The 24,304-nt window shown below is 61.2% G+C and carries 26 protein-coding genes and 1 riboswitch; of the genes, 18 read left to right on the top strand and 8 right to left on the bottom strand.

Annotated features, from left to right (window positions below; all coding sequences use genetic code 11):
- Nucleotides 1-61 precede the first annotated feature (61 nt).
- The 4 genes from ASE80_RS26080 to purM all read right to left on the bottom strand — a co-directional run bounded on the left by ASE80_RS26080 (nucleotide 62) and on the right by purM (nucleotide 3,058).
- Nucleotides 62-250, bottom strand: a complete 189-nt coding sequence (locus tag ASE80_RS26080; protein ID WP_017134878.1) for a hypothetical protein — start codon at nucleotides 248-250, stop codon at nucleotides 62-64.
- Nucleotides 251-627: 377 nt separating this feature from the next.
- Complete coding sequence (locus ASE80_RS26075; RefSeq protein WP_056861467.1) at nucleotides 628-1,341, bottom strand: DUF3108 domain-containing protein; 714 nt, start codon at nucleotides 1,339-1,341, stop codon at nucleotides 628-630.
- A gap of 8 nt (nucleotides 1,342-1,349) precedes the next feature.
- Nucleotides 1,350-2,000, bottom strand: a complete 651-nt coding sequence (gene purN, locus ASE80_RS26070; RefSeq protein ID WP_017134880.1) for a phosphoribosylglycinamide formyltransferase — start codon at nucleotides 1,998-2,000, stop codon at nucleotides 1,350-1,352.
- Entirely contained in the window at nucleotides 2,000-3,058 is a 1,059-nt protein-coding gene (gene purM / locus ASE80_RS26065; RefSeq protein WP_056861466.1) for a phosphoribosylformylglycinamidine cyclo-ligase, read from the bottom strand. The genes purN and purM overlap by 1 nt, the downstream gene beginning before the upstream one ends.
- Before the next feature lie 355 nt (nucleotides 3,059-3,413).
- Here purM and ASE80_RS26060 point away from each other — a divergent pair, with 355 nt between their 5' ends.
- From ASE80_RS26060 to ASE80_RS26040, 5 genes are all read left to right on the top strand, one after another.
- Complete coding sequence (locus ASE80_RS26060; protein WP_056861465.1) at nucleotides 3,414-4,454, top strand: DUF2066 domain-containing protein; 1,041 nt, start codon at nucleotides 3,414-3,416, stop codon at nucleotides 4,452-4,454.
- A 53-nt stretch (nucleotides 4,455-4,507) separates the two neighbouring features.
- Nucleotides 4,508-5,581, top strand: a complete 1,074-nt coding sequence (locus tag ASE80_RS26055; protein WP_056861686.1) for an AI-2E family transporter — start codon at nucleotides 4,508-4,510, stop codon at nucleotides 5,579-5,581.
- A gap of 203 nt (nucleotides 5,582-5,784) precedes the next feature.
- Nucleotides 5,785-6,489 carry a DnaA regulatory inactivator Hda gene (gene hda, locus ASE80_RS26050; protein ID WP_056861464.1) on the top strand — a complete coding sequence of 235 codons (705 nt, stop codon included), beginning with the start codon at nucleotides 5,785-5,787 and terminating at the stop codon, nucleotides 6,487-6,489.
- Between the two features lie 213 nt (nucleotides 6,490-6,702).
- Entirely contained in the window at nucleotides 6,703-7,347 is a 645-nt protein-coding gene (locus ASE80_RS26045) for a C40 family peptidase (protein WP_056861463.1), read from the top strand.
- A 144-nt stretch (nucleotides 7,348-7,491) separates the two neighbouring features.
- On the top strand, nucleotides 7,492-8,031 hold the full coding sequence (locus ASE80_RS26040; RefSeq protein ID WP_056861462.1) for a C40 family peptidase: 540 nt from the start codon (nucleotides 7,492-7,494) through the stop codon (nucleotides 8,029-8,031).
- Nucleotides 8,032-8,169: 138 nt separating this feature from the next.
- On the opposite strand, the gene ASE80_RS26035 is transcribed toward ASE80_RS26040, so the two are convergent.
- A complete protein-coding gene (locus ASE80_RS26035; RefSeq protein WP_056861461.1) occupies nucleotides 8,170-9,483 on the bottom strand; it encodes a PQQ-dependent sugar dehydrogenase in 1,314 nt (437 codons plus the stop codon).
- Between the two features lie 99 nt (nucleotides 9,484-9,582).
- Nucleotides 9,583-9,833, top strand: a riboswitch (cobalamin riboswitch).
- A gap of 78 nt (nucleotides 9,834-9,911) precedes the next feature.
- Here ASE80_RS26035 and cobO point away from each other — a divergent pair.
- The 13 genes from cobO (at nucleotide 9,912) to ASE80_RS25965 (ending at nucleotide 21,666) form a co-directional block, all read left to right on the top strand.
- On the top strand, nucleotides 9,912-10,523 hold the full coding sequence (gene cobO / locus ASE80_RS26030) for a cob(I)yrinic acid a,c-diamide adenosyltransferase (RefSeq protein WP_010208674.1): 612 nt from the start codon (nucleotides 9,912-9,914) through the stop codon (nucleotides 10,521-10,523).
- A complete protein-coding gene (locus ASE80_RS26025) occupies nucleotides 10,520-11,908 on the top strand; it encodes a cobyrinate a,c-diamide synthase (RefSeq protein WP_056861460.1) in 1,389 nt (462 codons plus the stop codon). The genes cobO and ASE80_RS26025 overlap by 4 nt, the downstream gene beginning before the upstream one ends.
- Entirely contained in the window at nucleotides 11,905-12,555 is a 651-nt protein-coding gene (gene bluB / locus ASE80_RS26020; RefSeq protein WP_056861459.1) for a 5,6-dimethylbenzimidazole synthase, read from the top strand. Before ASE80_RS26025 ends, bluB begins: the two co-directional genes overlap by 4 nt.
- Nucleotides 12,552-13,460, top strand: a complete 909-nt coding sequence (cbiB, locus tag ASE80_RS26015) for an adenosylcobinamide-phosphate synthase CbiB (protein ID WP_056861458.1) — start codon at nucleotides 12,552-12,554, stop codon at nucleotides 13,458-13,460. Before bluB ends, cbiB begins: the two co-directional genes overlap by 4 nt.
- Nucleotides 13,453-14,442 carry a threonine-phosphate decarboxylase CobD gene (cobD, locus tag ASE80_RS26010; protein WP_056861457.1) on the top strand — a complete coding sequence of 330 codons (990 nt, stop codon included), beginning with the start codon at nucleotides 13,453-13,455 and terminating at the stop codon, nucleotides 14,440-14,442. The genes cbiB and cobD overlap by 8 nt, the downstream gene beginning before the upstream one ends.
- Complete coding sequence (locus ASE80_RS26005; protein ID WP_056861456.1) at nucleotides 14,439-15,890, top strand: cobyric acid synthase; 1,452 nt, start codon at nucleotides 14,439-14,441, stop codon at nucleotides 15,888-15,890. The genes cobD and ASE80_RS26005 overlap by 4 nt, the downstream gene beginning before the upstream one ends.
- A 490-nt stretch (nucleotides 15,891-16,380) precedes the next feature.
- Nucleotides 16,381-16,902: a bifunctional adenosylcobinamide kinase/adenosylcobinamide-phosphate guanylyltransferase gene (cobU, locus tag ASE80_RS25995; RefSeq protein WP_056861454.1), complete on the top strand. Its 522-nt coding sequence runs from the start codon at nucleotides 16,381-16,383 to the stop codon at nucleotides 16,900-16,902.
- Nucleotides 16,899-17,954 carry a nicotinate-nucleotide--dimethylbenzimidazole phosphoribosyltransferase gene (gene cobT / locus ASE80_RS25990; protein WP_056861453.1) on the top strand — a complete coding sequence of 352 codons (1,056 nt, stop codon included), beginning with the start codon at nucleotides 16,899-16,901 and terminating at the stop codon, nucleotides 17,952-17,954. The genes cobU and cobT overlap by 4 nt, the downstream gene beginning before the upstream one ends.
- The gene (gene cobC, locus ASE80_RS25985) at nucleotides 17,951-18,526 is read left to right on the top strand and encodes an alpha-ribazole phosphatase family protein (protein WP_056861452.1); all 576 of its coding nucleotides are present in this window, start codon (nucleotides 17,951-17,953) and stop codon (nucleotides 18,524-18,526) included. The genes cobT and cobC overlap by 4 nt, the downstream gene beginning before the upstream one ends.
- A 2-nt stretch (nucleotides 18,527-18,528) precedes the next feature.
- Nucleotides 18,529-19,257 (top strand): adenosylcobinamide-GDP ribazoletransferase, encoded by a 729-nt coding sequence (locus tag ASE80_RS25980; RefSeq protein WP_056861451.1) that lies wholly within the window; start codon nucleotides 18,529-18,531, stop codon nucleotides 19,255-19,257.
- Nucleotides 19,258-19,299: 42 nt separating this feature from the next.
- Nucleotides 19,300-19,704: a MarR family winged helix-turn-helix transcriptional regulator gene (locus tag ASE80_RS25975; RefSeq protein WP_017134898.1), complete on the top strand. Its 405-nt coding sequence runs from the start codon at nucleotides 19,300-19,302 to the stop codon at nucleotides 19,702-19,704.
- A 64-nt stretch (nucleotides 19,705-19,768) separates the two neighbouring features.
- A complete protein-coding gene (locus tag ASE80_RS25970) occupies nucleotides 19,769-20,968 on the top strand; it encodes an MFS transporter (RefSeq protein ID WP_162238862.1) in 1,200 nt (399 codons plus the stop codon).
- Between the two features lie 149 nt (nucleotides 20,969-21,117).
- Entirely contained in the window at nucleotides 21,118-21,666 is a 549-nt protein-coding gene (locus tag ASE80_RS25965) for a glutathione peroxidase (RefSeq protein ID WP_056861449.1), read from the top strand.
- Between the two features lie 63 nt (nucleotides 21,667-21,729).
- On the opposite strand, the gene ASE80_RS25960 is transcribed toward ASE80_RS25965, so the two are convergent.
- From ASE80_RS25960 to ASE80_RS25950, 3 genes are all read right to left on the bottom strand, one after another.
- Nucleotides 21,730-23,031 (bottom strand): OmpP1/FadL family transporter, encoded by a 1,302-nt coding sequence (locus ASE80_RS25960; protein WP_056861448.1) that lies wholly within the window; start codon nucleotides 23,029-23,031, stop codon nucleotides 21,730-21,732.
- Nucleotides 23,032-23,177: 146 nt separating this feature from the next.
- Nucleotides 23,178-23,660 carry a hypothetical protein gene (locus ASE80_RS25955; RefSeq protein WP_056861447.1) on the bottom strand — a complete coding sequence of 161 codons (483 nt, stop codon included), beginning with the start codon at nucleotides 23,658-23,660 and terminating at the stop codon, nucleotides 23,178-23,180.
- Between the two features lie 276 nt (nucleotides 23,661-23,936).
- Nucleotides 23,937-24,161 carry a hypothetical protein gene (locus ASE80_RS25950; protein WP_005790139.1) on the bottom strand — a complete coding sequence of 75 codons (225 nt, stop codon included), beginning with the start codon at nucleotides 24,159-24,161 and terminating at the stop codon, nucleotides 23,937-23,939.
- Nucleotides 24,162-24,304: the final 143 nt, after the last annotated feature.

Raw genomic sequence — 24,304 nt, 5'->3', positions numbered from 1 at the left:
GTTTTGTGTGCAGGCACACCAGCTGCTGTGTGGGGCTGGGTGGCTGCCGGATTTCAGCCTTTCAGGAGCCTTCGGCCTGGCGTTTCATCTCTAGAGATTCGAGCTCGTTTTTATAATTGTGGGCTTCGTTCTCATTGTGGAACATGCCGACCAGTTGGTCTTGTTGATGTACATCCCAGATGTGAATCCCATGACCCAGTGCTTCGTGAGACATGTGTGCATCGTCGCGTTCAGTTACTTTTACAGTCATCTGCTTGCTCCAATCTCTGGTTGATCTGCGGCAAGTCGTCGCAGGCCTCTTTTATATGTTTTGTTAGCTTGCTAAGTAAACCGATTTTGCGCGCAACTATTTATTGCAGGAAACGCAACAGTGCTGCAGGCCACGCAAATCGCGACATTGCGTCGCAGGGTGCTGAGTTTTATGACAAAAGTTTCATGTTTGCGACCGGCTGGAGCCTTGTGTTGATCATTGAGCCGCTATCGCAGGCAAGCCAGCTCCCACAGGTGAATGCATTTCAAATGTGGGAGCTGGCTTGCCTGCGATAGCGGTAGTGGCTTCAACACAAAACCTCCAGGCGAAAAAAAGCCCCGCATTTCAGCGAGGCTCTTTTAAATCACATCACGGTATCAGCTACCTTTGATAGCCTGGCCATCAACGGTACCGACCAACAGCATGATGTTGTATTCCTTGCCGTCGGTTTCCACCTGGCGCAAGGCAACCAAAATACCGCCCAGGTCCTTGGCAAACCACATCTGGGTGATGCGCTTGCTTTGGGTCGGGTCGCGTACACGTTCAACCTTGATCGCATCGATGGAGCCGACCTTGGTTTGGACCTTTTCCGGGCCGATCACGCGGAAGTCGTAGGTGTCGGTGTCGGTGCCTTCAACGACGATGTAGCTCATGCTCTTCTTGCCGGCCGCCACATCGCGTTGCAACGCCAACTGATAGGTCGACTTGTCGAGCATGCCGCTTTGCAGGGCGACGTTGACCGGGTCTTTGTTTTCAAAGCCGGTGACTTTCTTGGCCGTCTGGTCGAAGTCCAGGTTGATCTTCTTCGACTTGCCCAGGCCGCCACGCTCGAAGCTGTAGCTCACGGGCTGCAAGGCATCTTTGTCGAGACGGATAACACTGGTCTCGGTGAGGCTGGCGATCATCATGGACGCCTTGAAATTCAGGGTCCACGAGCCGTTGTCATTCTTGACCAGGCTGCGTTCGGCCGAACCGCTCATGGGCAACTGTTTCCAGTCGGCGGTGTAGCTGGCGGAGAAAGGGTGAAGGTCTGCTGCTTGCACGGCGGGCAAGGCGAACAGCGCAAAAGCGAAGAGCAGGGCGCGACGCATAAAATCTCCTAGGTTCGAATCAAGTGGCCGCTGGCCGCGAGTAACTGACCGTCCAATAATGCACCCTGTTCGCCGAGAATCAATCGTCCCTCGGCAAACCAGCGAACAGCCAGCGGGTAAATCCTGTGTTCCTGGGTGTGAACCCGTTGCGCAAGTGTCTGCGCCGAATCTGCAGACTCTACCGGAACCACTGCCTGTACGACCAGAGGCCCGCCATCGAGTTCCTCGGTGACAAAGTGCACGCTGCAGCCATGCTCCGTGTCGCCGGCCTCGAGCGCGCGTTGGTGCGTGTGTAACCCTTTGTATTTGGGTAGCAGGGACGGGTGGATATTGAGCAGGCGCCCCTGGTAGTGCCGCACGAAATCGGCGCTGAGGATGCGCATGAAACCGGCAAGCACCACGAGTTTGGGGTTGAAGGCGTCGATCAGTTCGATCAAGGCGCTGTCGAAGGCCTCGCGACCTTCGAAAGCCTTGTGATCCAGCGAGCGGGTGTCGATACCCGCGTCCCTGGCGCGTTGCAGGCCGTAGGCGTCGCTGCGGTTGGAGATCACCGCAGCAATGCGCACCGGGCTGTCGCCGGTGCGCGTGCTGTCGATCAGGGCCTGCAAGTTACTGCCGGTGCCGGAGAGCAGCACCACGACATCACAGGTCTCAGGCATCAGTGAGCCTTGAGGTTCTTCAGTTCAACCTGGGCCGCGCCTTCCGGGGCGGTCGCGATCTGGCCGATAACCCAAGGCTGCTCGCCGGCTTCACGCAGTACGTGCAGGGCGGTTTCAACGTGTTCTTGCGCCACGCAGATGACCATGCCCACGCCGCAGTTCAGCACGCGGTGCATTTCGGTTTCGTTGACGTTGCCTTGCGCTTGCAGCCAGTCGAACACGGCAGGACGGGTCCAGCTTGCCACGTCGACAATCGCCTGTGCGCCTTTTGGCAGCACGCGCGGGATGTTGTCCAGCAGGCCACCTCCGGTGATGTGGGCCATGGCTTTGACGGCGCCGGTGTCTTTGATCAGCTTGAGCAAAGGCTTCACGTAGATGCGGGTCGGGGCCATCAGCAGGTCGGTCAGCGGTTGGCCGTCGAGCTGGGTGTTCTCGATGTCGGCGCCGGACACTTCGATGATCTTGCGGATCAGCGAGTAGCCGTTGGAGTGCGGGCCGGACGATGGCAGGGCGAGCAGGGCGTCACCGGCTGCGACTTTGGAACCGTCGATGATTTCAGCTTTTTCGACAACACCGACGCAGAAACCGGCCAGGTCGTAGTCTTCGCCTTCGTACATGCCTGGCATTTCAGCGGTTTCGCCGCCGACCAGGGAGCAACCCGACAGTTCGCAGCCGGCGCCGATGCCGGTGACCACTTGAGCGGCGGTGTCCACGTTCAGCTTGCCGGTGGCGTAGTAGTCGAGGAAGAACAGCGGCTCTGCGCCACACACCACCAGGTCGTTGACGCACATGGCAACCAGGTCGATACCGATGGTGTCGTGCTTGTTCAGGTTCAGCGCCAGGCGCAGCTTGGTGCCCACGCCGTCGGTGCCGGACACCAGCACAGGCTGCTTGTAGCCGGCCGGGATTTCGCAGAGGGCGCCAAAACCGCCCAGGCCGCCCATGACTTCGGGGCGCGCAGTGCGCTTGGCGACGCTCTTGATGCGTTCGACCAATGCTTCACCGGCGTCGATGTCTACACCGGCGTCCTTGTAGCTCAGGGAGGGTTGCTTGCTCATGATCCAGGCCTTTAGGGGGGATTTCTGGGTAACGACCGAGCCGGCAGGCGCTTTGGATAAAAGGCCCAGCCGCTGACGGTCTGCGAAGGCGCGCGATTTTATCAGGCTTGAGGGGCAGCGGCCATCCTCGGGCCGACGGGCAGGGCCATATAGGTTAAAAAAGCCGGTTAAAAAAATGCTAATCGAGCCGGTAATGGCGTGTATTAAGGTATAGCCTTTAACCCGCTATCGTTATGACAGTACAAAAACTGCCATGACCCTGTGAATGTTTTACCGGCTGCTGTGGTCACAGCCTTGCCAAGCCGAGTTCACGCGGTCTGTTCCAGCCGCTAAATTTGTCGTTCGGGAATCTTCCATGCGTCTGTGTAATGTCTTCTTTGTAGGCTGTTTGTCGTTGGTCAGCCTGGCGAGTCATGCCGAAACCCTCAATGGCCTCTATCAAGTACTTGAACCGGTTGCCAGCCAGTCGCCCCAAGAGCGTGATCAGGCCACCCAGCGCGCCGTGCAATCCCTGGTGATCCGCCTGACCGGCGATGCCAAGGCCGCCGAAGGCCCAGGCCTGGCGGCGATCCGCAAAGACCCGCAGCAAATCATCAGCCAATACGGCTACGACGCCGGCCCGCCGGAAAGTCTGCAAGTTGACTTCGACCCTGTGAGCACCGATCGCGCCCTGCGTGAAGCGGGCCTGTCGATCTGGGGCAGCAATCGGCCGTCGATCCTCGGCTGGTGGCTCAACGATTCCACTGACGGCAGCAGCTTGGTCGGTGATGGCCAGGCGATAGCCGGTGCACTGCGCCGTGCTGCGCAACACCGCGGCTTGCCGTTGCGTTTGCCGCTGGGTGATCTGGATGAGCAAGTCGTCGCCACTGCACCGAATCTGGAAAGTGCCGACGCCACGCCCTTGCGCGCCGCCTCCGAACGCTACGGTGCCGACGCCTTGCTGGCCGTGCACGCGCGCCAGGAAGGCAGCCAGTGGCAGGCCAAATGGCGCCTGTGGTTGGGCGACAAGAGCGAGCAGGGTACCGCCCAGGGCGCTGATACTGGCGCGGTGGCCGATGCCGTGATGTTGGCGGTCAGTCAAAAACTGGCACCACGCTTTGCCGTCAAGCCAGGTGTGAGCACCGAACAGCTGCTCGAGGTGCAGGGCATGAACCTGGAGCGCTATGCCGCTTTGGGTCATTTGCTTGAGCCCTTTGGTGCTCAGCCGCAACGGGTGGATGGCAATCGCATTGTGTATCGGGTCAACGGCAGTGCCGATCAGTTGCGCACGCAGTTGAGCCTGGCCAAGTTGCAGGAAGTGCCTGCGGGCGAAGCGCCGGTTCAACCGCCGGTCGCCGATGGTACGCAGCCGCCGGCTGCTCCGGAGCCTCAGGCGCAGTTACGTTTTCGTTGGTAGGTGATCTTCCTTCTATATAGATAGAAGGAAGCAAATGAGAGATGGAGTGGTTTATGGCGGATACGCGTCGTTGGGTGTGGCTTGGTGGGGTTGTCCTGCTGTGCGTTTTTGTGTTCTTGCTGCATTCGATCCTGACGCCGTTCCTGGTCGCGTTGCTGCTCGCTTATCTGTTCGATCCGGTGGTGGATCGCCTGGAGAAAGCCGGTTTGTCGCGAACCTTGGGCGTGGTTGCGGTGTTTGCACTGTTCACGCTGATTATCACCGCCTTGGTGCTGGTGTTGGTGCCGATGCTGGCCAAGCAGCTGTTCCGTCTTTATGAGCTGGCGCCGCAAATGCTCGACTGGTTGCAGCACACGGCCATGCCGTGGGCCCAGGCCAAGCTGGGGCTGGCAGACGGTTTCTGGAAGTTCGACAAGGTCAAGGCCGCGATCAGTGAGCATATGGGCCAGACCACCGATATTGTCGGTGTGGTGCTCAGCCAGGCCACGGCCTCCAGCCTTGCCTTGATCGGCTGGTTGACCAATCTGGTGTTGATCCCGGTGGTAGCGTTCTACCTGCTGCGTGACTGGGACATCATGATGGCCAAGATCCGCAGCCTGCTGCCACGCAACAACGAAGAGCGCATCGTTTCCCTGGCGCAAGAATGTCACGAGGTGCTCGGCGCGTTCGTACGCGGCCAATTGCTGGTGATGCTGGCGCTCGGGATCATCTATGCCGCCGGCCTGATGGCGATTGGTTTGGAGCTGGGGCTGTTGATCGGTTTGATCGCAGGTTTGGCGGCCATCGTGCCGTACATGGGCTTTGTGATTGGTATCGGTGCGGCGCTGGTGGCCGGGTTGTTCCAGTTTGGCGGCGACCTGTACCCGATGCTTGGGATCGTCGCGGTGTTCATGGTCGGCCAGGCTCTGGAAGGCATGGTGCTGACGCCACTGCTGGTGGGTGACCGGATTGGCTTGCACCCGGTGGCGGTGATCTTTGCGATCCTCGCGGGCGGTGAGCTGTTTGGTTTTACCGGCATCTTGCTGGCGCTGCCGGTGGCGGCGGTGATCATGGTGTTGGTGCGCCACGTCCATGATCTGTATAAGGATTCGGATGCGTATACCGGGGTTGAAGACCCGGATCTGTAACCGTTTCGCAACAAACCCGGCCTAAGCCGGGTTTGTTGTTTCTGGGGCAGGGTGTCAAACAATTTGCGCAAATCGCCCCAAGTTAACGCAAACCTTTGATTTTGCTTGTGGTCTGCTGCATTGTGCGCCCGGCTTCACGGGTATAAACTTTGCAAACTTTACACAGAGGCCACTAACGGTTCGTTTGGAGCCGTTCAGTCAGCATGAAACCGATTCAGCTGCCCTTGGGTGTGCGTCTGCGTGACGACGCCACCTTTATCAATTACTACCCAGGCGCCAATGCCGCTGCACTCGGCTATGTCGAGCGGCTCTGCGAAGCCGACGCCGGGTGGACTGAAAGCCTGATCTATCTGTGGGGCAAACACGGCGTGGGGCGTACCCACCTGTTGCAGGCGGCCTGCCTGCGCTTCGAGCAGATGGGCGAGCCGGCAGTTTATTTGCCGCTGGCTGAGCTGATGGACCATGGCATCGGCATCTTCGACCACCTTGAGCAATACGAACTGGTGTGCCTGGATGACCTGCAGGCCATCGCCGGCAAGGCAGAGTGGGAAGAGGCGCTGTTTCACCTGTTCAACCGCCTGCGTGACAGCGGCCGGCGCTTGTTGATTGCCGCGTCTACCTCGCCGCGTGAGCTGCCGGTGAAGCTGGCTGACCTCAAGTCACGCTTGACCCTGGCGCTGATCTTCCAGATGCGCCCGCTCTCCGATGAAGACAAGCTGCGTGCCCTGCAATTGCGCGCATCGCGTCGCGGGCTGCACCTCACCGACGAAGTCGGGCACTTTATCCTCACCCGTGGCACCCGCAGCATGAGCGCGTTGTTCGATTTGCTCGAACAGCTCGATCAAGCCTCGCTGCAGGCCCAGCGCAAGCTGACCATTCCGTTTCTCAAGGAAACCCTCGGTTGGTAGCCAGCCCTTGTCCAGCAAGGTTTTCGGCAACTTCCAGGCGTCAGAAAACCTGCGTTTGGGCCGGTTTGGCCACGCAACAGGCATGAATTGGGTGTTAAGGGCTTAGATGTCATAGTCCAAACAAGAAGTCACATAGATCACGATTGAATTTGCAAATCGATGTGATAGAGGGCATAGTCTCGACTTCTTTACACATCAGCCACGGTCGTGCCCATGCTAAATCGCTTCGCACCCCTCGTGCCTCTCGCACTCGTTACCCTGTTGTTTGGTTGCGCCACCCACACTAAAAACGTGGCTGAGCAGCAAAAACCACAGGTTCAAAATCAGGCAAAGTTCGTTGCAGCGCAGTCTTCCACTGTCTATCAGGAAGATCTTTATAAAGAAGAGCAGGCAACCGAAAAAGAACTGGCCAACTTCGCCGGCAGCAAGCCTTACCAGCTTCCCGTTCTGGCCGACAGCATCCTCGAACGCGGAATGTCCCTGATCGGTACCCGTTACCGTTTTGGCGGTACCTCTGAAGCCGGTTTCGACTGCAGCGGCTTTATCGGCTACCTGTTCCGTGAAGAAGCCGGCATGAACCTGCCACGCTCGACACGCGAAATGATCAACGTGGATGCACCGTTGGTCGCACGCAACAACCTCAAGCCCGGTGATCTGCTTTTCTTTAGTACGGCAGGCCGTGGTCGTGTCAGCCACGCCGGTATCTACTTGGGCGATAACCAGTTTATCCACTCCAGCAGCCGTCGCAGTGGCGGTGTTCGAGTCGACAACCTGGGCGACAGCTACTGGAGCAAAACCTTCATCGAAGCCAAGCGTGCACTCGCCATGGCCCCGACTACGGTTACCGCTAGTAAGTAAAGTTAAAGTGATACTTGAAGTTTGACGTGTAAGCGCTAGAATCCCTGGACATTGTTGTAATCCGTTCGCGCGAGCTTTGCTTGCGCGTTCTGGTTTTCAGCGTTCGGCAGCCAAAGCCGCATCCAGATCAGGATTGTTCTGCCCATGTCGACCTCAGCACGCCTCATTCTTCTTGTTTGCGCCGCGCTCCTCAGCGCCTGCGCAAGCCGTCCACCGCCGCCTGCGCCTGTCGCGGTCAAGCCCAAGCCGGTGTTCAACTATTCCACCCAAAATTTCTCGCCGGCTGCTGAAGACGTGCTCTTCCGTGCGCTCGGCCTGGTCGGCACGCCTTACCGTTGGGGCGGCAATACGCCGGACTCCGGGTTTGATTGCAGTGGCCTGATCGGCTTTGTCTACCGTGACGCCGCCGGCATCAGCCTGCCGCGCACTACCCGCGAACTGATCGTGATGCGCGCTCAGGATGTGAGCGAAAACAACCTGCAAACCGGCGACCTGATCTTCTTCGCCACCGGCGGCGGCTCGCGAGTCAGCCACGCAGGTATCTACGTGGGTGAAGGGCGGTTCGTACACGCGCCGCAAACGGGCGGTACGGTGAAGTTGGACACCTTGTCCAAGGCCTATTGGCAAAATGCCTACCTGAGCGCCAAGCGCGTGTTGCCGGCGAGTCTGGCGCGTAATCCTTAAGCCACTCGGGCCCAAGTGTCTGAGCCGGCTTGTGTGGGAGCTGGCTTGCCTGCGATTCAGGCGGCTCGGTCTGTCAGTTAAACCGAGGCGATACCATCGCAGGCAAGCCAGCTCCCACATGAGCCCCCTACAAGGCAGTTACTTAACCGCCGACACCCGCCACACCTTATTCCCCACATCATCGGCCACCAGCAAATCCCCCTGCTGATCAATCACCACGCCCACCGGCCGGCCCATGGCTTTCTCGTCTTTATTGAGGAACCCGGTCAGCACGTCCACCGGCTGCCCCTTGGGTTGCCCACCTTCGAACGGCACGAAGATCACCTTGTAGCCACTGTGCGGTTTGCGGTTCCACGAACCATGCTGGCCGATAAATGCGCCGTTGCTGAATTGCGCCGGGAGTTTGCTGCCCTCGGCAAACGTCAGCCCCAATGACGCAGTGTGCGGCCCCACGGCATAGTCCGGGGCGATGGCCTTGGCGACCAGGTCGAGGTTTTGCGGCGAGACACGCACGTCCACATGCTGGCCGTAATAGCTGAAGGGCCAGCCATAAAACGCGCCGTCTTTCACCGAGGTGATGTAGTCCGGCACCAGGTCGCTGCCGATCTCATCGCGCTCGTTGACCGCCGTCCACAGCTTGCCGCTCTGCGGTTCCCAGGCCATGCCGTTGGGATTGCGCAGGCCGGAGGCAAAAATCCGGTGCTGGCCCGTGGCGCGGTCAACTTCCCAGATCGCTGCGCGGCCTTGTTCCGCGTCCAGGCCGTTTTCGCCGACGTTACTGTTGGAGCCGACACTCACATACAACTTGCTGCCGTCCTTGCTGGCCACCACGTTTTTGGTCCAGTGGTGGTTAATGCTGCCGCCCGGCAGGTCCACGACCTTGGTACCGGCTGCCTTGATCGCGGTTTCGCCCGGCTGATAAGGGAAGCGCAGCAGCTTGTCCGAGTCGGCGACGTACAGGTCGTTACCCACCAGCGTCATGCCAAACGGCGAATTGAGGTTCTCCAGAAACACTGTGCGCGTCTCGGCCACGCCATCATGGTCGGCATCGCGCAGCAGTGTGATGCGGTTCGGGCTCGGCACGCCCGCGCCGGCGCGGCCCATGACTTTCTCCATCACCCAGCCGCGAATGCCGGTGGCGTCGTCCGGCTTGGGCGGCGAGTTCGTTTCAGCGACCAGCACATCCCCGTTAGGCAAAACGTAGAGCCAGCGCGGGTGATCCAGGCCTTCGGCAAACGCCGCCACCTGTGTACCGGCGGCGGCTGTCGGCTTGGCGCCGTCCGGCCAGCCGATCGCCGGGGCAATGTTGACGGTGGGGATCAGGGTTTTGTTCGGCTCCGGCAGTTTGGGCGATGGCCCGGTGCCGTCCGAGACCTGCAAGGTAGAGCTTTCACCGCAGGCGGCGAGGGTGCCTGCCAGCATGATCAGTAAGGCGAGTCTGGTTTTGTGCATGGTTTTCTCCTTAATACCTGTAAAGGTAGAGAAGCGCGGCAGTCGGATGGTTCAAGTGCAAGGCCAGCTTTAATTGACGCTCCACCCCCAACCCACTAACCTTCGCGGCTTGTTCCAGGTGCTCTGTGGCCGATGTGCCGACAGAGTGAAACAGGGAAGCCGGTGAGTGAGCGCGCTTGTACACAGCGCAGCCGCAATTCCGGCGCTGCCCCCGCAACGGTAAATGAGTCGAAACGGTGCCTTTTGCCACTGTATCCGCGTGATATGGGAAGGCGCACCGTTGGCCTGCTCGCGCTATATGCAGAGCGCCACTTATGAGCCCGGAGACCGGCCTGGATCATCCAACAGCATCACGGTGGGCGATGCTTGGCTGTCTGTTTTTCTTTTTCCTGCCCGCCGTTTTTGTCCAGCCCCAGCGGAGAGCTGCCATGACTGATTCCCCCGACCGCGACGAACGCCACCTGGCGCGCATGCTGCGCAAAAAAGCCGTGATCGACGAGCGTATCGCCAATTCCCCAAACGAGTGCGGCTTGCTGCTGGTGCTGACCGGTAACGGCAAAGGCAAAAGCAGCTCGGCGTTCGGCATGCTTGCCCGCGCCATGGGCCACGGCATGCAATGCGGCGTGGTGCAGTTCATCAAGGGGCGCAACAGCACTGGCGAGGAACTGTTTTTCCGGCGCTTCCCCGAGCAGGTGCGTTTTCATGTGATGGGTGAAGGCTTCACCTGGGAAACCCAGGACCGCCAGCGCGACATCGCCGCCGCCGAAGCCGCCTGGGCGGTTTCCCGCGAATTGCTGCAAGACCCGTCCATCGGCCTGGTGGTGCTGGACGAGCTGAACATTGCGCTCAAGCACGGCTACCTCGATCTGGACCAGGTACTCAGCGACCTGCAGGCCCGCCCACCCATGCAGCACGTTGTGGTGACGGGCCGTGGCGCCAAGCCCGAGCTGATTGAAATGGGCGACACCGTCACCGAAATGGGCATGCTCAAGCACGCGTTCCAGGCCGGTATCAAGGCACAGAAGGGCGTCGAACTTTGAATCAGCCCCGTCATTGCCCAGCCGTATTGATCGCCGCACCGGCGTCCGGCCAAGGCAAAACCACCGTCACCGCCGCGCTCGCCCGCTTGCACCGCAACCTGGGGCGCAAAGTGCGCGTGTTCAAATGCGGGCCGGACTTTCTCGACCCGATGATCCACGAGCGTGCCAGTGGCGCGCCGGTGTATCAGTTGGACATGTGGATGGTGGGCGAGCAGGAAAGTCGCCGGTTGTTGTGGGGAGCGGCGGGCGAGGCTGACCTGATCCTCATCGAAGGCGTAATGGGGTTGTTTGACGGCACACCCTCAAGCGCCGACCTGGCGCGGCACTTTGGCGTACCGGTGCTCGGTGTGATTGACGGCACCGCCATGGCCCAGACCTTCGGTGCCCTGGCGCTGGGCCTGGCGCGCTACCAGCCGGACTTGCCATTCGCCGGTGTGCTGGCCAATCGCGTCGGCACCTTGCGTCATGCGCAATTGCTCGAAGGCAGCCTCACCGAAGGCCTGCGCTGGTATGGCGCGTTGTCCCGTGAAACGGGGATTGAATTGCCGAGTCGTCACCTGGGCCTGGTGCAAGCCAGTGAACTCAATGACCTTGATGCCCGTCTGGACGCCGCAGCCCAGGCGCTGGGCAGCAGCTGCGAAGTGGCGTTGCCGCCGCCGGTGACCTTCGCCGCGCCGCAACTGATTGAAGCTGAGCCGCTGTTGGCCGGTGTGCGCATTGCCGTGGCCCGTGATGAAGCCTTCGCTTTCACCTACGGCGCCAGCCTGGATCTGTTGCGGGCAATGGGCGCTGAGCTGAGGTTTTTCTCGCCGATCCACGATCGCCAGTTGCCCGACGCCGACAGTCTCTACCTGCCCGGTGGCTATCCCGAATTGCATCACCAGGCACTGTCTGAAAACACCCCGATGCTTGCGGCAATCCGCGCCCATCATGCGGCAGGCAAACCGTTGCTGGCTGAATGTGGCGGCATGCTCTACCTGCTGGATTCGCTCACCGATGTGGATGGCACCCGTGCCGAACTGGTCGGCCTGCTGCAAGGCGATGCGGTGATGCAAAAGAAACTCGCGGCCCTGGCCCTGCAAAGTGTCGAGTTGCCCGAAGGCGTGCTGCGCGGTCATACCTATCATCATTCCCTGACCAGCACCGAATGGCAGCCGATTGCCCGTGGCCTGAGCCCCAATGGCGGGCGCGGGGCGGAGGCGGTGTATCGGCAGGGGCGGATGACGGCTTCTTATGTGCACTTTTACTTTCCGTCGAATCCAACGGCGGTGGCCGCGCTCTTTGCGCCCGACCAGAAGAACGCCATCGCAGGCAAGCCAGCTCCCACATTGACCGGGTTCACACATCAAAATGTGGGAGCGGGCTTGCCCGCGATAGGGCCATGACCAACAACGCCTATCCCCACGCCGACCGCCAAGCCGTCTACCGCGCCATCGCCGAACGCCGCGACATGCGCCACTTCACCGGCGGCACGGTCGCGCCCGAATTACTGCACCGCCTGCTTCAGGCCGCACACCAGGCGCCCAGCGTGGGCCTGATGCAACCCTGGCGGTTTATCCGCATCAGTGACCGTCAACTGCGTGGGAACATTCAGCAATTGGTGGAGGAAGAACGCGTGCGCACCGCCGAAGCCTTGGGCGAGCGCTCCGACGAATTCATGAAGCTCAAGGTCGAAGGCATCCACGACTGCGCCGAAGTTTTGGTGGCTGCGTTGATGGACGACCGCGAGCGCCACATCTTTGGCCGGCGCACCTTGCCGGAGATGGACATGGCGTCGTTGTCCTGCGCGATCCAGAATCTCTGGCTGGCCGCCCGTGTCGAGGGCCTTGGCATGGGCTGGGTCTCGCTGTTCGAACCACAGGCGCTGGCCGACCTGCTGGGCCTGCCGCCCGGCGCCAAACCCCTGGCCGTGCTGTGCCTGGGCCCGGTGGCCGAGTTCTACCCGGCACCGATGTTGCAACTCGAAGGCTGGACCGAACCACGGCCGCTGAGTGACATGTTGTATGAGAATGTGTGGGGAGTGAGTCAATGAGTGTGGCCTTGCTGTGTGTCGCTGCGGTGGCGCTGGATGCGCTGCTGGGCGAACCCAGGCGCTGGCATCCGCTGGTGGCGTTCGGCAATTTCGCCGGGCGTATCGAGCAACGTTTCAACACCGGTGGCCGTGGCTGGCGCAGCCATGGCGTGACCGCATGGTTTATCGCCGTGGTGCCGCTGACGCTGCTGGCCACTGCGTTGTCCTGGGCGCCCTATATCGGCTGGGTCCTGGAAATCCTGGCGCTGTACCTGGCGCTGGGCATGCGCAGCCTGGGTGAGCATGTGATGCCGGTTGCGCAGGCGTTGCGCAGCGGTGACCTGGATGAAGCGCGCAAACGCGTGAGTTATCTGGTCAGCCGCCAGACCAGCGAGCTGGACAGCACCGAAGTCGCCCGCGCCGCCACCGAGTCAGTGCTGGAGAACGGCAGCGACGCAGTATTTGCCGCGTTATTCTGGTTTGTGGTCGCCGGTGTGCCGGGCGTGGTGCTGTACCGCCTGAGCAACACCCTCGACGCCATGTGGGGCTATCGCAACGAACGCTTCGAGCGCTTCGGCTGGGCAGCGGCCAGGATCGACGATGTGCTCAACTATATTCCTGCACGGCTGGTGGCGCTGACCTACGCCGTGCTGGGCAAAACCCGCCTGGCGTTCAGATGCTGGCGCACCCAGGGCCCGACCTGGGACAGCCCCAACGCGGGTCCGGTGATGGCGGCCGGGGCGGGCGCCCTGGGCGTGGAACTGGGTGGCGCGGCGATCTATCACGGCGAGCTGCATCAGCGTCCGCAGCTGGGCGAAGGCCCGGCCGCCGATGCCGACGCCATCGACCGTGGCTGGCAACTGGTGCAGCGTGGCGTTTGGTTATGGCTGTTGATCCTCTGCGCGGGGGCGCAATTGTATGCTTGAGCACGGTGGGCGCCTGCGTAAGGCGGTGATTGAGTACGGGATTGCCGAGGCCGATTGGCTCGACCTGTCCAGCGGCCTCGCGCCCTGGCCCTGGCCGATCCCGGACATCCCGTTGCGGGCCTGGGCGCGTTTGCCGGAAGCCGATGACGGCCTGGAAAAGGCCGCCTGCGACTATTACGGCGCCGCCCACTTGTTGCCGGTGCCGGGCTCCCAGGCGGCGATCCAGCTGCTGCCGCGCCTGCGCCGTTCCGGCAAGGTGGGCGTGTTGTCGCCCTGTTACGCCGAGCACGTCGAAGCCTGGCGCCGCGCCGGGTATGTGGTGCGCGAAGTGCAGGAGCAGGAAGTCGACTTCTTTCTCGACAGCCTCGACGTGCTGGTGGTGGTCAACCCCAACAACCCCACCGGCCTGAGCCTGAGCCCGCAACGCCTGCTGGACTGGCACGCACGGCTGGCCCAACGCGGCGGTTGGCTGGTGGTGGACGAGGCGTTCATGGACGTCACTCCAGAGCTGAGCCTGGCCAGCCACACCCATCATGTCGGCCTGATCGTGTTGCGCTCGTTCGGCAAATTTTTCGGCCTGGCCGGTGTGCGCCTGGGCTTCGTGCTGGCTGAACGCAGGTTGCTGCGGTTGTTGGCCGAGCAGGTTGGGCCGTGGGCCGTCAGTGGGCCGACGCGCGTGCTCGGCCAAGTGTGCCTGCGCGATACCGCCGGGCAGGTTCGTCAGCGTGAGCGTTGTATCGAAGCGGGCCGGCGCTTGTTTGACCTGCTCGAGCGCCACGGCTTTCAACCCCACGGCGGCTGCGCTTTGTTCCAGTGGCTGATCACCCCACACGCCGAGCGCATGCATGAATTCATGGCCCAGCGCGGCATTCTGCTGCGCCTGTTTGTCCACGACAGCAGCCTGCGCTTTGGCCTGCCCGACACCGAGGCGGATTGGCTGCGGCTCGACGAAGCCCTGGCCATCTACAAGGAAGCCCCATGAGTACGCTGATGGTGCAAGGCACCACCTCCGACGCGGGCAAAAGTACCCTGGTGACCGCGCTGTGCCGCTGGCTGGTGCGCCAGGGCATCGCGGTGGCGCCGTTCAAGCCGCAGAACATGGCGCTCAACAGTGCCGTGACCGCTGAAGGCGGCGAGATCGGCCGCGCCCAGGCGGTGCAAGCCCAGGCCGCCAACCTGGCGCCGCACACCGACATGAACCCGGTGCTGCTCAAACCCAACAGTGACACCGGCTCCCAAGTGATCATTCACGGTCGCGCGGTGACCAGCATGAACGCCGTGGCCTATCACGACTATAAAGCCATCGCGATGCAGGCGGTGCTGGCCTCCCACACACGCCTGAGCGCGGCCTACCCGGTGGTGATGGTGGAGGGCGCGGGGTCGCCTGCGGAAATCAATCTGCGTGCCAATGACATTGCCAACATGGGCTTTGCCGAAGCGGTGGACTGCCCGGTGCTGTTGATCGCCGACATCAATCGCGGCGGCGTGTTCGCCCATCTGGTCGGCACCCTGGAATTGCTTTCGCCGACCGAACAGGCGCGGGTCAAGGGCTTTATCATCAACCGGTTTCGCGGCGATATCGCCTTGTTGCAGCCAGGCCTGGACTGGTTGGAGGCGCGCACCGGCAAGCCCGTGGTGGGCGTGCTGCCTTACGTGATGGACCTGCACCTGGAAGCCGAAGATGGTATCGACCAGCGCCAGATCGACAAGGCCGCGCAAGTGCTCAAGGTGGTGGTGCCGGTATTGCCGCGCATCAGCAACCACACCGATTTCGACCCGCTGCGCCTGCACCCCCAAGTGGATTTGCAGTTTGTCGGGCCGGGCCAGCCGATTCCGCCAGCCGACCTGATTATCCTGCCGGGCTCCAAAAGCGTGCGCAGTGACCTGGCCTATCTGCGTGGCAATGGCTGGGAAACTGCCGTGGCTCGGCACTTGCGCTACGGTGGCAAGGTGCTGGGGATTTGCGGCGGTTTGCAGATGCTCGGCGAGCAGCTGCATGACCCGCTCGGGCTGGAAGGGCCGGCCGGCTCCAGTGAAGGCTTGGGGCTGCTGGCGTTCAGTACGACCCTGGCAGCAGAGAAGCAGCTGCGTAATGTGCGAGGACGCTTGCTGCTGGAAGATGCCGAGGTCAGTGGTTATGAGATTCACGCCGGCGTGACTTGTGGTGAAGCGCTGGCGAACGCTGCCGTGCGGCTGGATGATGGCCGCAGTGACGGCGCCCAGAGTGCCGACGGGCAGATCCTCGGTACCTACCTGCACGGCCTGTTCGAAAGCCCCGCCGCGTGCAGCGCCTTGTTGCGCTGGGCCGGGTTGCAGGACGTGCAGGAGGTGGATTACCACGCCTTGCGCGAGCGCGATATCGAGCGTTTGGCGGACTTGGTGGAGAACCACCTGGATACCGCTTTGTTGCGCAAGCTATGCGGGCTTTAACAGTGCACACACAATCCAACTGTGGGAGCTGGCTTGCCTGCGATGGCGGTTTGTCGGTGTACATATCCGTAAGCTGGGTAACGGCCACTTATGGTTCCGCTCTGACAGCGGGTCACTTTTGTAAAGACACAAAAGTAACCAAAAAGTCTTCGCCCCACCACTCGGCACCTCGCCTGGGCTCGGTGTTCCCGAACGCAGGCTTGAATCCGTGGGCCGCCGCGATGGGCCATCCTTGGCCCAGCGCGGCTAACCCGGCGTCCTGCCGGGTTAGCCACGGCTTCAAACCTGCGTTCGGCCAGCGTGGTTTAACAGGGCGACTGAGATCAACATCAAAAGCCAGATCAACCGCCAAATCAAAAGCGAATCTGCCCTCCTGTGGGAGCTGGCTTGCCTGCGATGGCGATGGCTCAGCCACTGCATACCTATCTGACTCACCCCACTCGCCGCTGCACACTCCAACCTCGCCACCCGCCGAACAAGGTGCTCCCCCATGCATCAACTAATCCTCGGCGGTGCCCGCTCCGGCAAGAGCCGCCTGGCCGAAAAACTCGCCAGCGACAGCACCTTGCCCGTCATCTACATCGCCACCAGCCAGCCGCTGGACGGCGAGATGAGCGCGCGCGTCGCGCATCACCGTGAGCGGCGTCCCGATCATTGGGGGCTGATTGAAGAACCTATCGAACTGGCCCGCGTACTGCGCGAAAACGCCGCTGCCGGGCGTTGCCTGCTGGTGGACTGCCTGACCCTGTGGCTCACCAACCTGCTGATGCTCGAAGACCCGGCGCGCCTGGCGCTGGAGCGCGATCAATTGCTGCACACCCTGGCAGCGCTGCCGGGAGAAATCATTTTTGTCAGCAACGAGACCGGAATGGGTGTCGTGCCGCTGGGCGAATTGACTCGCCGCTATGTGGATGAAGCCGGTTGGCTGCATCAAGCCTTGGCCGAGCGGTGTCAGCGTGTTGTCCTGACGGTTGCCGGCCTGCCCCTGACTTTGAAAGGTACTGCGTTATGACTGACACCTGGTGGCTCAACCCTTGTAAGGCCGTCGACACGGCGGCGTACGAACAAGCGCTGGCGCGCCAGCAGCAGCTGACCAAGCCGGCCGGTTCGCTTGGCCAGCTCGAATCTGTAGCGGTGCAACTGGCCGGCCTGCAAGGCCAGGTCAAACCGTTGGTGGACCCAGTGTGGATCGCCATTTTTGCCGGTGACCATGGCGTGGTCGCCGAGGGCGTGTCGGCGTTTCCCCAGGAAGTGACCGGGCAAATGCTGCACAACTTCGTGACCGGCGGCGCGGCCATCAGTGTGTTGGCACGCCAGCTGGATGCGCAGCTGGAAGTGGTCGACCTCGGCACGGTGACGCCGTCGTTGAACCTGCCCGGTGTGCGTCACCTGAACATCGGCGCGGGCACTGCCAATTTCGTCAATGGCCCGGCCATGACCGAAGCTCAGGGCCGCCTGGCATTGCAAGCCGGTCGTGACAGCGCGCGTCGCGCATTGGAAAGCGGCGCCCAGCTGTTTATCGGCGGCGAAATGGGCATCGGTAATACCACCGCCGCCAGTGCCTTGGCGTGCGCGCTGCTCGATTGCAAGGTCAGCGACCTCACAGGCCCGGGCACCGGTTTGAATGCCCAAGGCGTCAGCCACAAAGTGGCAGTTATCGAGCGCGCACTGGCGCTGCATGCCGGGCAGCGCGATGACGCATTGCGCACGCTGTTCAACCTCGGCGGGTTTGAAATCGCCGCGTTGGTCGGTGCTTACCTGGCCTGCGCGCAAGCAGGCATCGTCGTGCTGGTGGATGGGTTTATCTGCACCGTCGCCGCACTGGTCGCCACGCGCCTGAACCCGGCCTGCCGCGAATGGCTGGTGTTCGGCCACGGTGGCGCCGAGCCGGGCCATCGTCACGTGCTGCAACACCTTAACGCCGAACCCTTGTTGCAACTCGGCCTGCGCCTGGGCGAGGGCAGTGGTGCGGCGCTGGCGGTGCCGTTGCTGCGCCTGGCGTGCGCGCTGCACGGGCAGATGGCGACTTTCGCCGAAGCGGCCGTGGCAGACCGCCCGGCATGACCTTGCACCTGGACCTGTTGCGCCACGGCGAAACCGAGCTGGGTGGCGGCCTGCGCGGCAGCCTCGACGACGCCTTGACCGACAAGGGTTGGGCACAGATGCGCGCCGCCGCGGCAGAGCGGGGGCCTTGGGACCGCGTGATCAGTTCGCCGCTGCAGCGTTGCGCGCTGTTCGCCCAGGAGTTGGGCGCGCGCCTCGACGTGCCGGTGAGCCTGGAAAAAGACCTGCAGGAATTGCACTTCGGCGCCTGGGAAGGGCACAGCGCAGCGGCGCTGATGGAAACCGACGCCGAAGGGCTGGGCCTGTTCTGGGCCGACCCCTACAGCTTCACACCGCCTGAGGGCGAGCCGGTCAGCGACTTTTCCCGCCGTGTCCTGGGCGCCGTCTCACGCTTGCATCAGGCCTATGCCGGTGAGCGTGTGTTGCTGATCAGCCACGGTGGCGTGATGCGTCTGCTTTTGGCGCAGGCGCGAGGTTTGCCACGTGAGCAGTTATTGAATGTCGAGGTCGGCCACGGTGGGCTGTTCAGCCTGCAAGTCGCCGCCGATGGCGTGTTGAAGGAAGGAACCTGACGATGCTGCCATTCTGGATCGCCCTGCAATTTCTCAGCAGCCTGCCGATTCGTTTGCCGGGCATGCCGCAGCCACAGGAATTGGGACGTTCGCTGCTGTTTTATCCCGTGGTCGGGCTGTTGTTCGGCGTGCTGTTATGGGTGCTGAACAGCGTATTGATGGGCGCGCCGTTGTTGCTGCATGCCGCTTTATTGCTGACGGCGTGGGTGTTGCTTAGCGGTGGCCTGCACCTGGACGGCTTGGCGGACAGCGCCGATGCCTGGCTCGGTGGCTTCGGCGACCGCGAGCGCACCCTGACCATCATGAAAGACCCGCGCAGCGGGCCGATTGCCGTGGTCACCCTGGGTTTGGTGCTGTTGCTCAAGTTCACCGCGCTGGTGGCGCTGATCGAGCAGCAAAATGGCGCGGCATTGATCCTGGCGCCGTTGATCGGACGCGCTTCGATGTTGGCGCTGTTCCTGACCACACGCTACGTGCGTGCAGGCGGTTTGGGTCAGGCGCTGTCGGATCATTTACCGCGGGTTGTCGGCCAACAGGTGCTGATCCTCAGTGGCCTGGCCTGCATCCTGATCGGCGGTTTCAGCGGTGGCCTGGCGGTTTTGCTGGCGGCGCTGTGTTTTATCGGTTTGCGCCACTTGATGGTCAACCGGTTGGGCGGCACCACCGGCGACACAGCCGGTGCGTTGCTGGAGCTGCTGGAAGTCGCGGTATTGATCGGTTTGGCTCTGTAACACTTTCTTGCATTTCCTTAATCGCGGGTATATACACGTTCTATGCTTGCCTCCCAATGTTTATGCACCAACCTGCGACGTGCCGCCCGTGGCGTCAGCAGGCATTATGACGGCGCTCTCGACGGCTTCGGGATCAACGTCGCCCAGTATTCTTTGCTGTGCAACTTGCAGCGCCTCGACCAACCGAGCATCTCCAGCCTGGCCGACGCCATGGGCCTGGATCGCAGCACCCTGGGGCGCAACTTGCGCGTGCTGGAAGGCGAAGGCCTGGTGCAGTTGGTCGAGGGTGATGACTTGCGCAACCGCCTGGTGCTGTTGACGCAAGCCGGCGAAGAGCGGCTGGCTGCGGCGTTACCGGCGTGGGAAGCGGCGCAGCAAAAATTGATTGATCAGTTAGGCGCCGAAAAGCGCGAAACCTTGTTGGCCTTGCTGGATGAACTCGCCTGAGCGCGAGTTTGTTCGACTACAAGCGGGTATATACCCGCGAGCGGAGAATAAGAACATGACCTCGATGTGGCGCACCAGTGGCTGGATCCTTATGGGGAGTGCGCTGATCCTGGCGTTGTCCTTGGGCGTGCGGCATGGCTTTGGCCTGTTCCTGGCGCCGATGAGCAACGAATTTGGCTGGGGGCGCGAGACGTTTGCCTTCGCCATCGCCTTGCAGAACTTGATCTGGGGCTTGGCGCAGCCGTTTACCGGCGCCCTGGCCGATCGTTTTGGCGCGACCAAAGCGGTGTTTGTCGGCGGCGTGCTGTACGCCGTGGGCCTGGTGTTGATGGGTATGTCCGATTCGGCGTGGTCATTGTCGTTGAGTGCCGGCTTGCTGATTGGTATCGGCCTGTCGGGCACCTCGTTTTCGGTGATCCTCGGCGTGGTCGGCCGCGCGGTACCGCCGGAAAAACGCAGCATGGCCATGGGCATCGCCAGCGCCGCAGGCTCGTTCGGCCAGTTCGCCATGGTGCCCGGCACCTTGGGCTTGATCGGCTGGCTGGGCTGGTCGGCCGCCCTGTTGGCACTTGGCCTGATGGTGGCGCTGATTCTGCCGCTGGTGGCAATGCTCAAAGACAAGCCGCTGCCGGTGGTGACCGGCCAGCAAACCTTGCGCGAAGCCTTGAAGGAAGCCTGTTCCCATTCCGGTTTCTGGTTGCTGGCATTCGGTTTCTTTGTTTGCGGTTTCCAGGTGGTGTTTATCGGTGTGCACCTGCCGGCGTATCTGGTCGACCAGCACTTGCCCGCCACGGTGGGCACCACGGTGCTGGCCTTGATTGGTCTGTTTAATGTGTTCGGCACCTACACTGCCGGCTGGCTCGGCGGGCGCATATCCAAGCCGCGCTTGCTCACCGGCCTGTACCTGCTGCGTGCGGTGGTCATCGTGTTGTTCCTGTGGGCGCCGGTCACCGAAGTCACGGCCTACCTGTTTGGCATGGCCATGGGGTTTTTGTGGCTGTCCACGGTGCCGCTGACCAACGGCACCGTCGCAACCTTGTTTGGTGTGCGAAACCTCTCGATGCTCGGTGGGATCGTGTTCCTGTTCCACCAACTCGGGTCGTTCCTTGGCGGCTGGTTGGGCGGGGTGGTCTATGATCGAACCGGCAACTACGATTTGATCTGGCAGGTGGCGATTCTGCTCAGCCTGTTCGCCGCCGCGCTGAACTGGCCGGTGCGCGAGCGGCCGGTGGCGCGCTTGCAGGCGCAGATGGAGGCGGCATGAGTGTGACGGCACGGTGTTTGACGGTAGCGGCGCTGGTCGTGCTGATGCTGCTGGCCTGGTGGGGCTGGCAGCGTGGTGGGCTGGCGTTGATGCAACTGGGTATGTCGATCTGTTAAGTTCGTGGTCTGGAAATGTTAAGGACTCACGACATGCAGATGCGCTGGCTTGCAGTACCCGTCCTGATGGCCATTGGCAGTGTTGCCATGGCCGCCAATTGCCCGCCGTTGCTTGAGGGCCAATTGCCCAAGCTGCGCGCCAAGGAATCCATCGATCTGTGCCAGCGCTTTGCCGGCAAACCTCTGGTGATCGTCAACACCGCCAGCTTCTGCGGGTTCGCGCCGCAGTTCAAAGGCCTCGAAGCCTTGTACCAGCGCTACAAGGGCCAGGGCCTGGAAGTGATTGGCGTGCCGTCCGATGACTTCAAGCAGGAAGCCAAGACCGGTGAAGAGACCGCCAAAGTCTGTTACGTGAATTACGGCGTGACCTTCACCATGACCGAGCCGCAAAAAGTCAAAGGACCGGACGCGGTGCACCTGTTCAAGGTCCTGTCACAGCAGACCAGCGTACCGAAGTGGAATTTCTACAAGTATGTGGTCGACCGCCAGGGCAAGGTGATTGCCAACTTCTCCAGTTTGACCAAGCCGGACAGCCCGGACTTGATCAAGGCAGTGGAAGAAGCATTGGCTTCCAAACCCTGATCGTCGGCCATTAAAAAGCCCCGCCTCCTGTGCAGGAGGGCGGGGCTTTTTATACAGCTTGAATCAGAACTTGTACGTCATACCCAGGCCGAAGCCGTTGGCGCTGTTTTCGTACTTGGACGCGTAGGTCTGGCCCAGCGCGTTCTGCTTGTTGACCTTGACCGGCTCTTCCTTGAGGTAGGAGTACGCCAGGTCGATGGTCATATTGTCCATCACAGCGTAGCCAAGGCCAACGCTGAAGATGGTCCGGTCACCGGTAGGAATACGCGGCGAACGGTCGGTGTTGTTGGTAGGCGACTGGTCGAAGGTCAGACCGGTACGCAGTACCACTTGTTTGGTGACCTGGTAGGAAGTACCGATAGCATAGGCCCAGGTGTCGTGCCAGTTTTGCGGCTCTTTGATCTGGCCGACAATCTGAGGTGCGAGCGCACCGCCAGCACGGGTCACGCCTTCGTTGTTGACGGTAATGTCTTTCAGGCGGCTCCAGCGTGTCCAGGTTGCACCACCGTATAATTTCCAGTCGCTGCTCAGGTCTTGAGTGACCGAGGCGTCCCAGGATTCAGGGGTGTCAACTTTCAGTGACGCGTCGTAACGACCGGCACCCAGGTAGGCAGCTGGAACGCCGGTGCCTGGAGTAACCTCTGTATGGCCTTCAAGCTTGTACTTCACTTTCGAGTGATACGTCAGGCCCACACGGGTAGTGTCGGTGGCTTGCACCAGGATACCGGCGTTGAAGCCCAGGGCGGTGTCGTCGCCTTTGACTTTGACTTTGCTGTCACCCGTGCCTGCGAGGCCAGGCAGTGGCAGCAAGCCAAGGTTTGGCTGCGACTCAAGCGTGCCGGAGATGCGGTTGATGGTCGGACCAAAACCGATCGACACTTTGTCGTTGAAGGCGTAGCTCACAGTCGGCTGGAAGGTGATGACCGCCACTTCACTTTTGTTGCCGAATGCTCGGCCCTGGAAGCCGCGTTCATAGTCAGTCTTCAAGCCGAACGGCGCATAAACGCCAAAGCCGATTGCCCACTGGTCGTTTAGTTTGTTGGTGTAGAAACCAAAAGGGACGGCGGTGAACGGCACCATGTCGCCTTTGTTGCTGCCGCGTGAGCGACCGCTGGCGTCCTTGATGTCGGTAGAAGCGTCAATGGCTGCGACACCACCGGTGATTTGCTGGCCTTCAAGGCGAGCCATACCGGCAGGGTTACCATAGACAGTGCTGGCGTTATCGGCAGAAGAAGAACGGCCTGCGAAACCCGTGCCCATACCCGCGACGTCTTGCTCGTTGAGGGCAAAGCCGCTCGCGAACAGTTGGGTGGAGGCCATTGCAACGGCGAGGCTAAGTGTGGTCTTGAGCATTACTTTTTTCATTATTAGAACTCCGTGGTGATCACCGCTGCGGAAAGTAACAATAAATTTAAGTTAGCGCTATAGGCTGTAATGCAGGAGATAGAGCGGTTTTGTAGGACAATCCGACCAAAATCAACGTTTTTAGCCGAACCTTGCAAAACGCCTGATCAACAAGTGACCTGATTCATGGGTGAAACACAGGTTTGCCAGGCTTGGGTGAAATCCCGTAGCCGCCCTTGAGGATGAAATATTTCTTTCCAGATACGCGCCATGGCCAGTACATCGCCCGGCGCCGGCAGGGCAGGGCTGTGTTGCTCCACCAGCAGCCAGGCTATCGCAGTGGCGTAACGCAGGTTGACGGTCAGCTCAAGCTGGGGCGCACTGAGGAACGCATGCTGGCTGGCCAGGCCGCGCACCAGGCTGGCGCGCTCGGGGTCGCGTGCGAGGTAGTGGTCCCAAAGGGCGCGGTGGCGCGGTTCGGTGATGCTGTACAGGCCGTGGCCACGGCGGTCGTGCAGGGCGGAGCCGAGTTCCGACTGGCTGGCGGCAATGCCCAGCAGCAGGGCTTCGGCGGTCGCGTCATGGCGGCCGAGGTAAATCAACGTCGGTCGGATCACATAACGACACAATTCGCTGGCGGCGATACCCATACAAGCCTCGGTCCATGAAAGTGGTCGACGGTGCCTGAGAGGGGGCTTGGCAGCTGTGAATCGGATCTCAGGCCCGTCGCAAGCGGATCATGCCGCTTGAGTTGAAGTGTAGTGTCATATTCACGATGTAAAGGACTGTTTTTAAAACATCTTCTTCATTTAGTTATAACGTTTATATCTATTTGAACTTAGTCAAAATGTTTCGATGGCAAATTTCAGGCAATAAAAAACCCTGCTTTTTAAACAGGGTTTTTGTGTTTCAGCGACTCGGGTCGATCAGGCAGTCAGTGCCTGACGGGTACGTTCGATCACGGCCTGCAGCGGCTCTGCGCTGGAGTATTGATCGGGGTACAGGCGTTCGCTGTGACGAGCGATGCCGTGTTCGTTGACCAGGGTGAAGCTGAAGCAGCCTTTGCGAGCGGCCATGATCAGGCAGTTCATTGGTGCAAAAGCGTTGGTGAGGGTGCGAATGGCATCCTGAGTATGGATTTGAGCGTTCATATTATTGGTGTTCCTACAAATGACACGGATAAGAACCGTGCAGCGTTAAAACGTTCCAGTAACGTTGATCACCATTGATCAAACGAAGAACCCGACTGGAACAAAGCAGCCAGTTTGAAGCGCTATTAAGTTGGCGCGCTTGG

The sequence above is a fragment of the Pseudomonas sp. Leaf15 genome (assembly GCF_001421425.1).
GTDB classification, from domain to species: Bacteria; Pseudomonadota; Gammaproteobacteria; order Pseudomonadales; family Pseudomonadaceae; genus Aquipseudomonas; species Aquipseudomonas salomonii.
The sequence above is the reverse complement of the archived record's forward strand: the minus strand, read 5'-3'. Positions and strand labels throughout refer to the sequence as shown.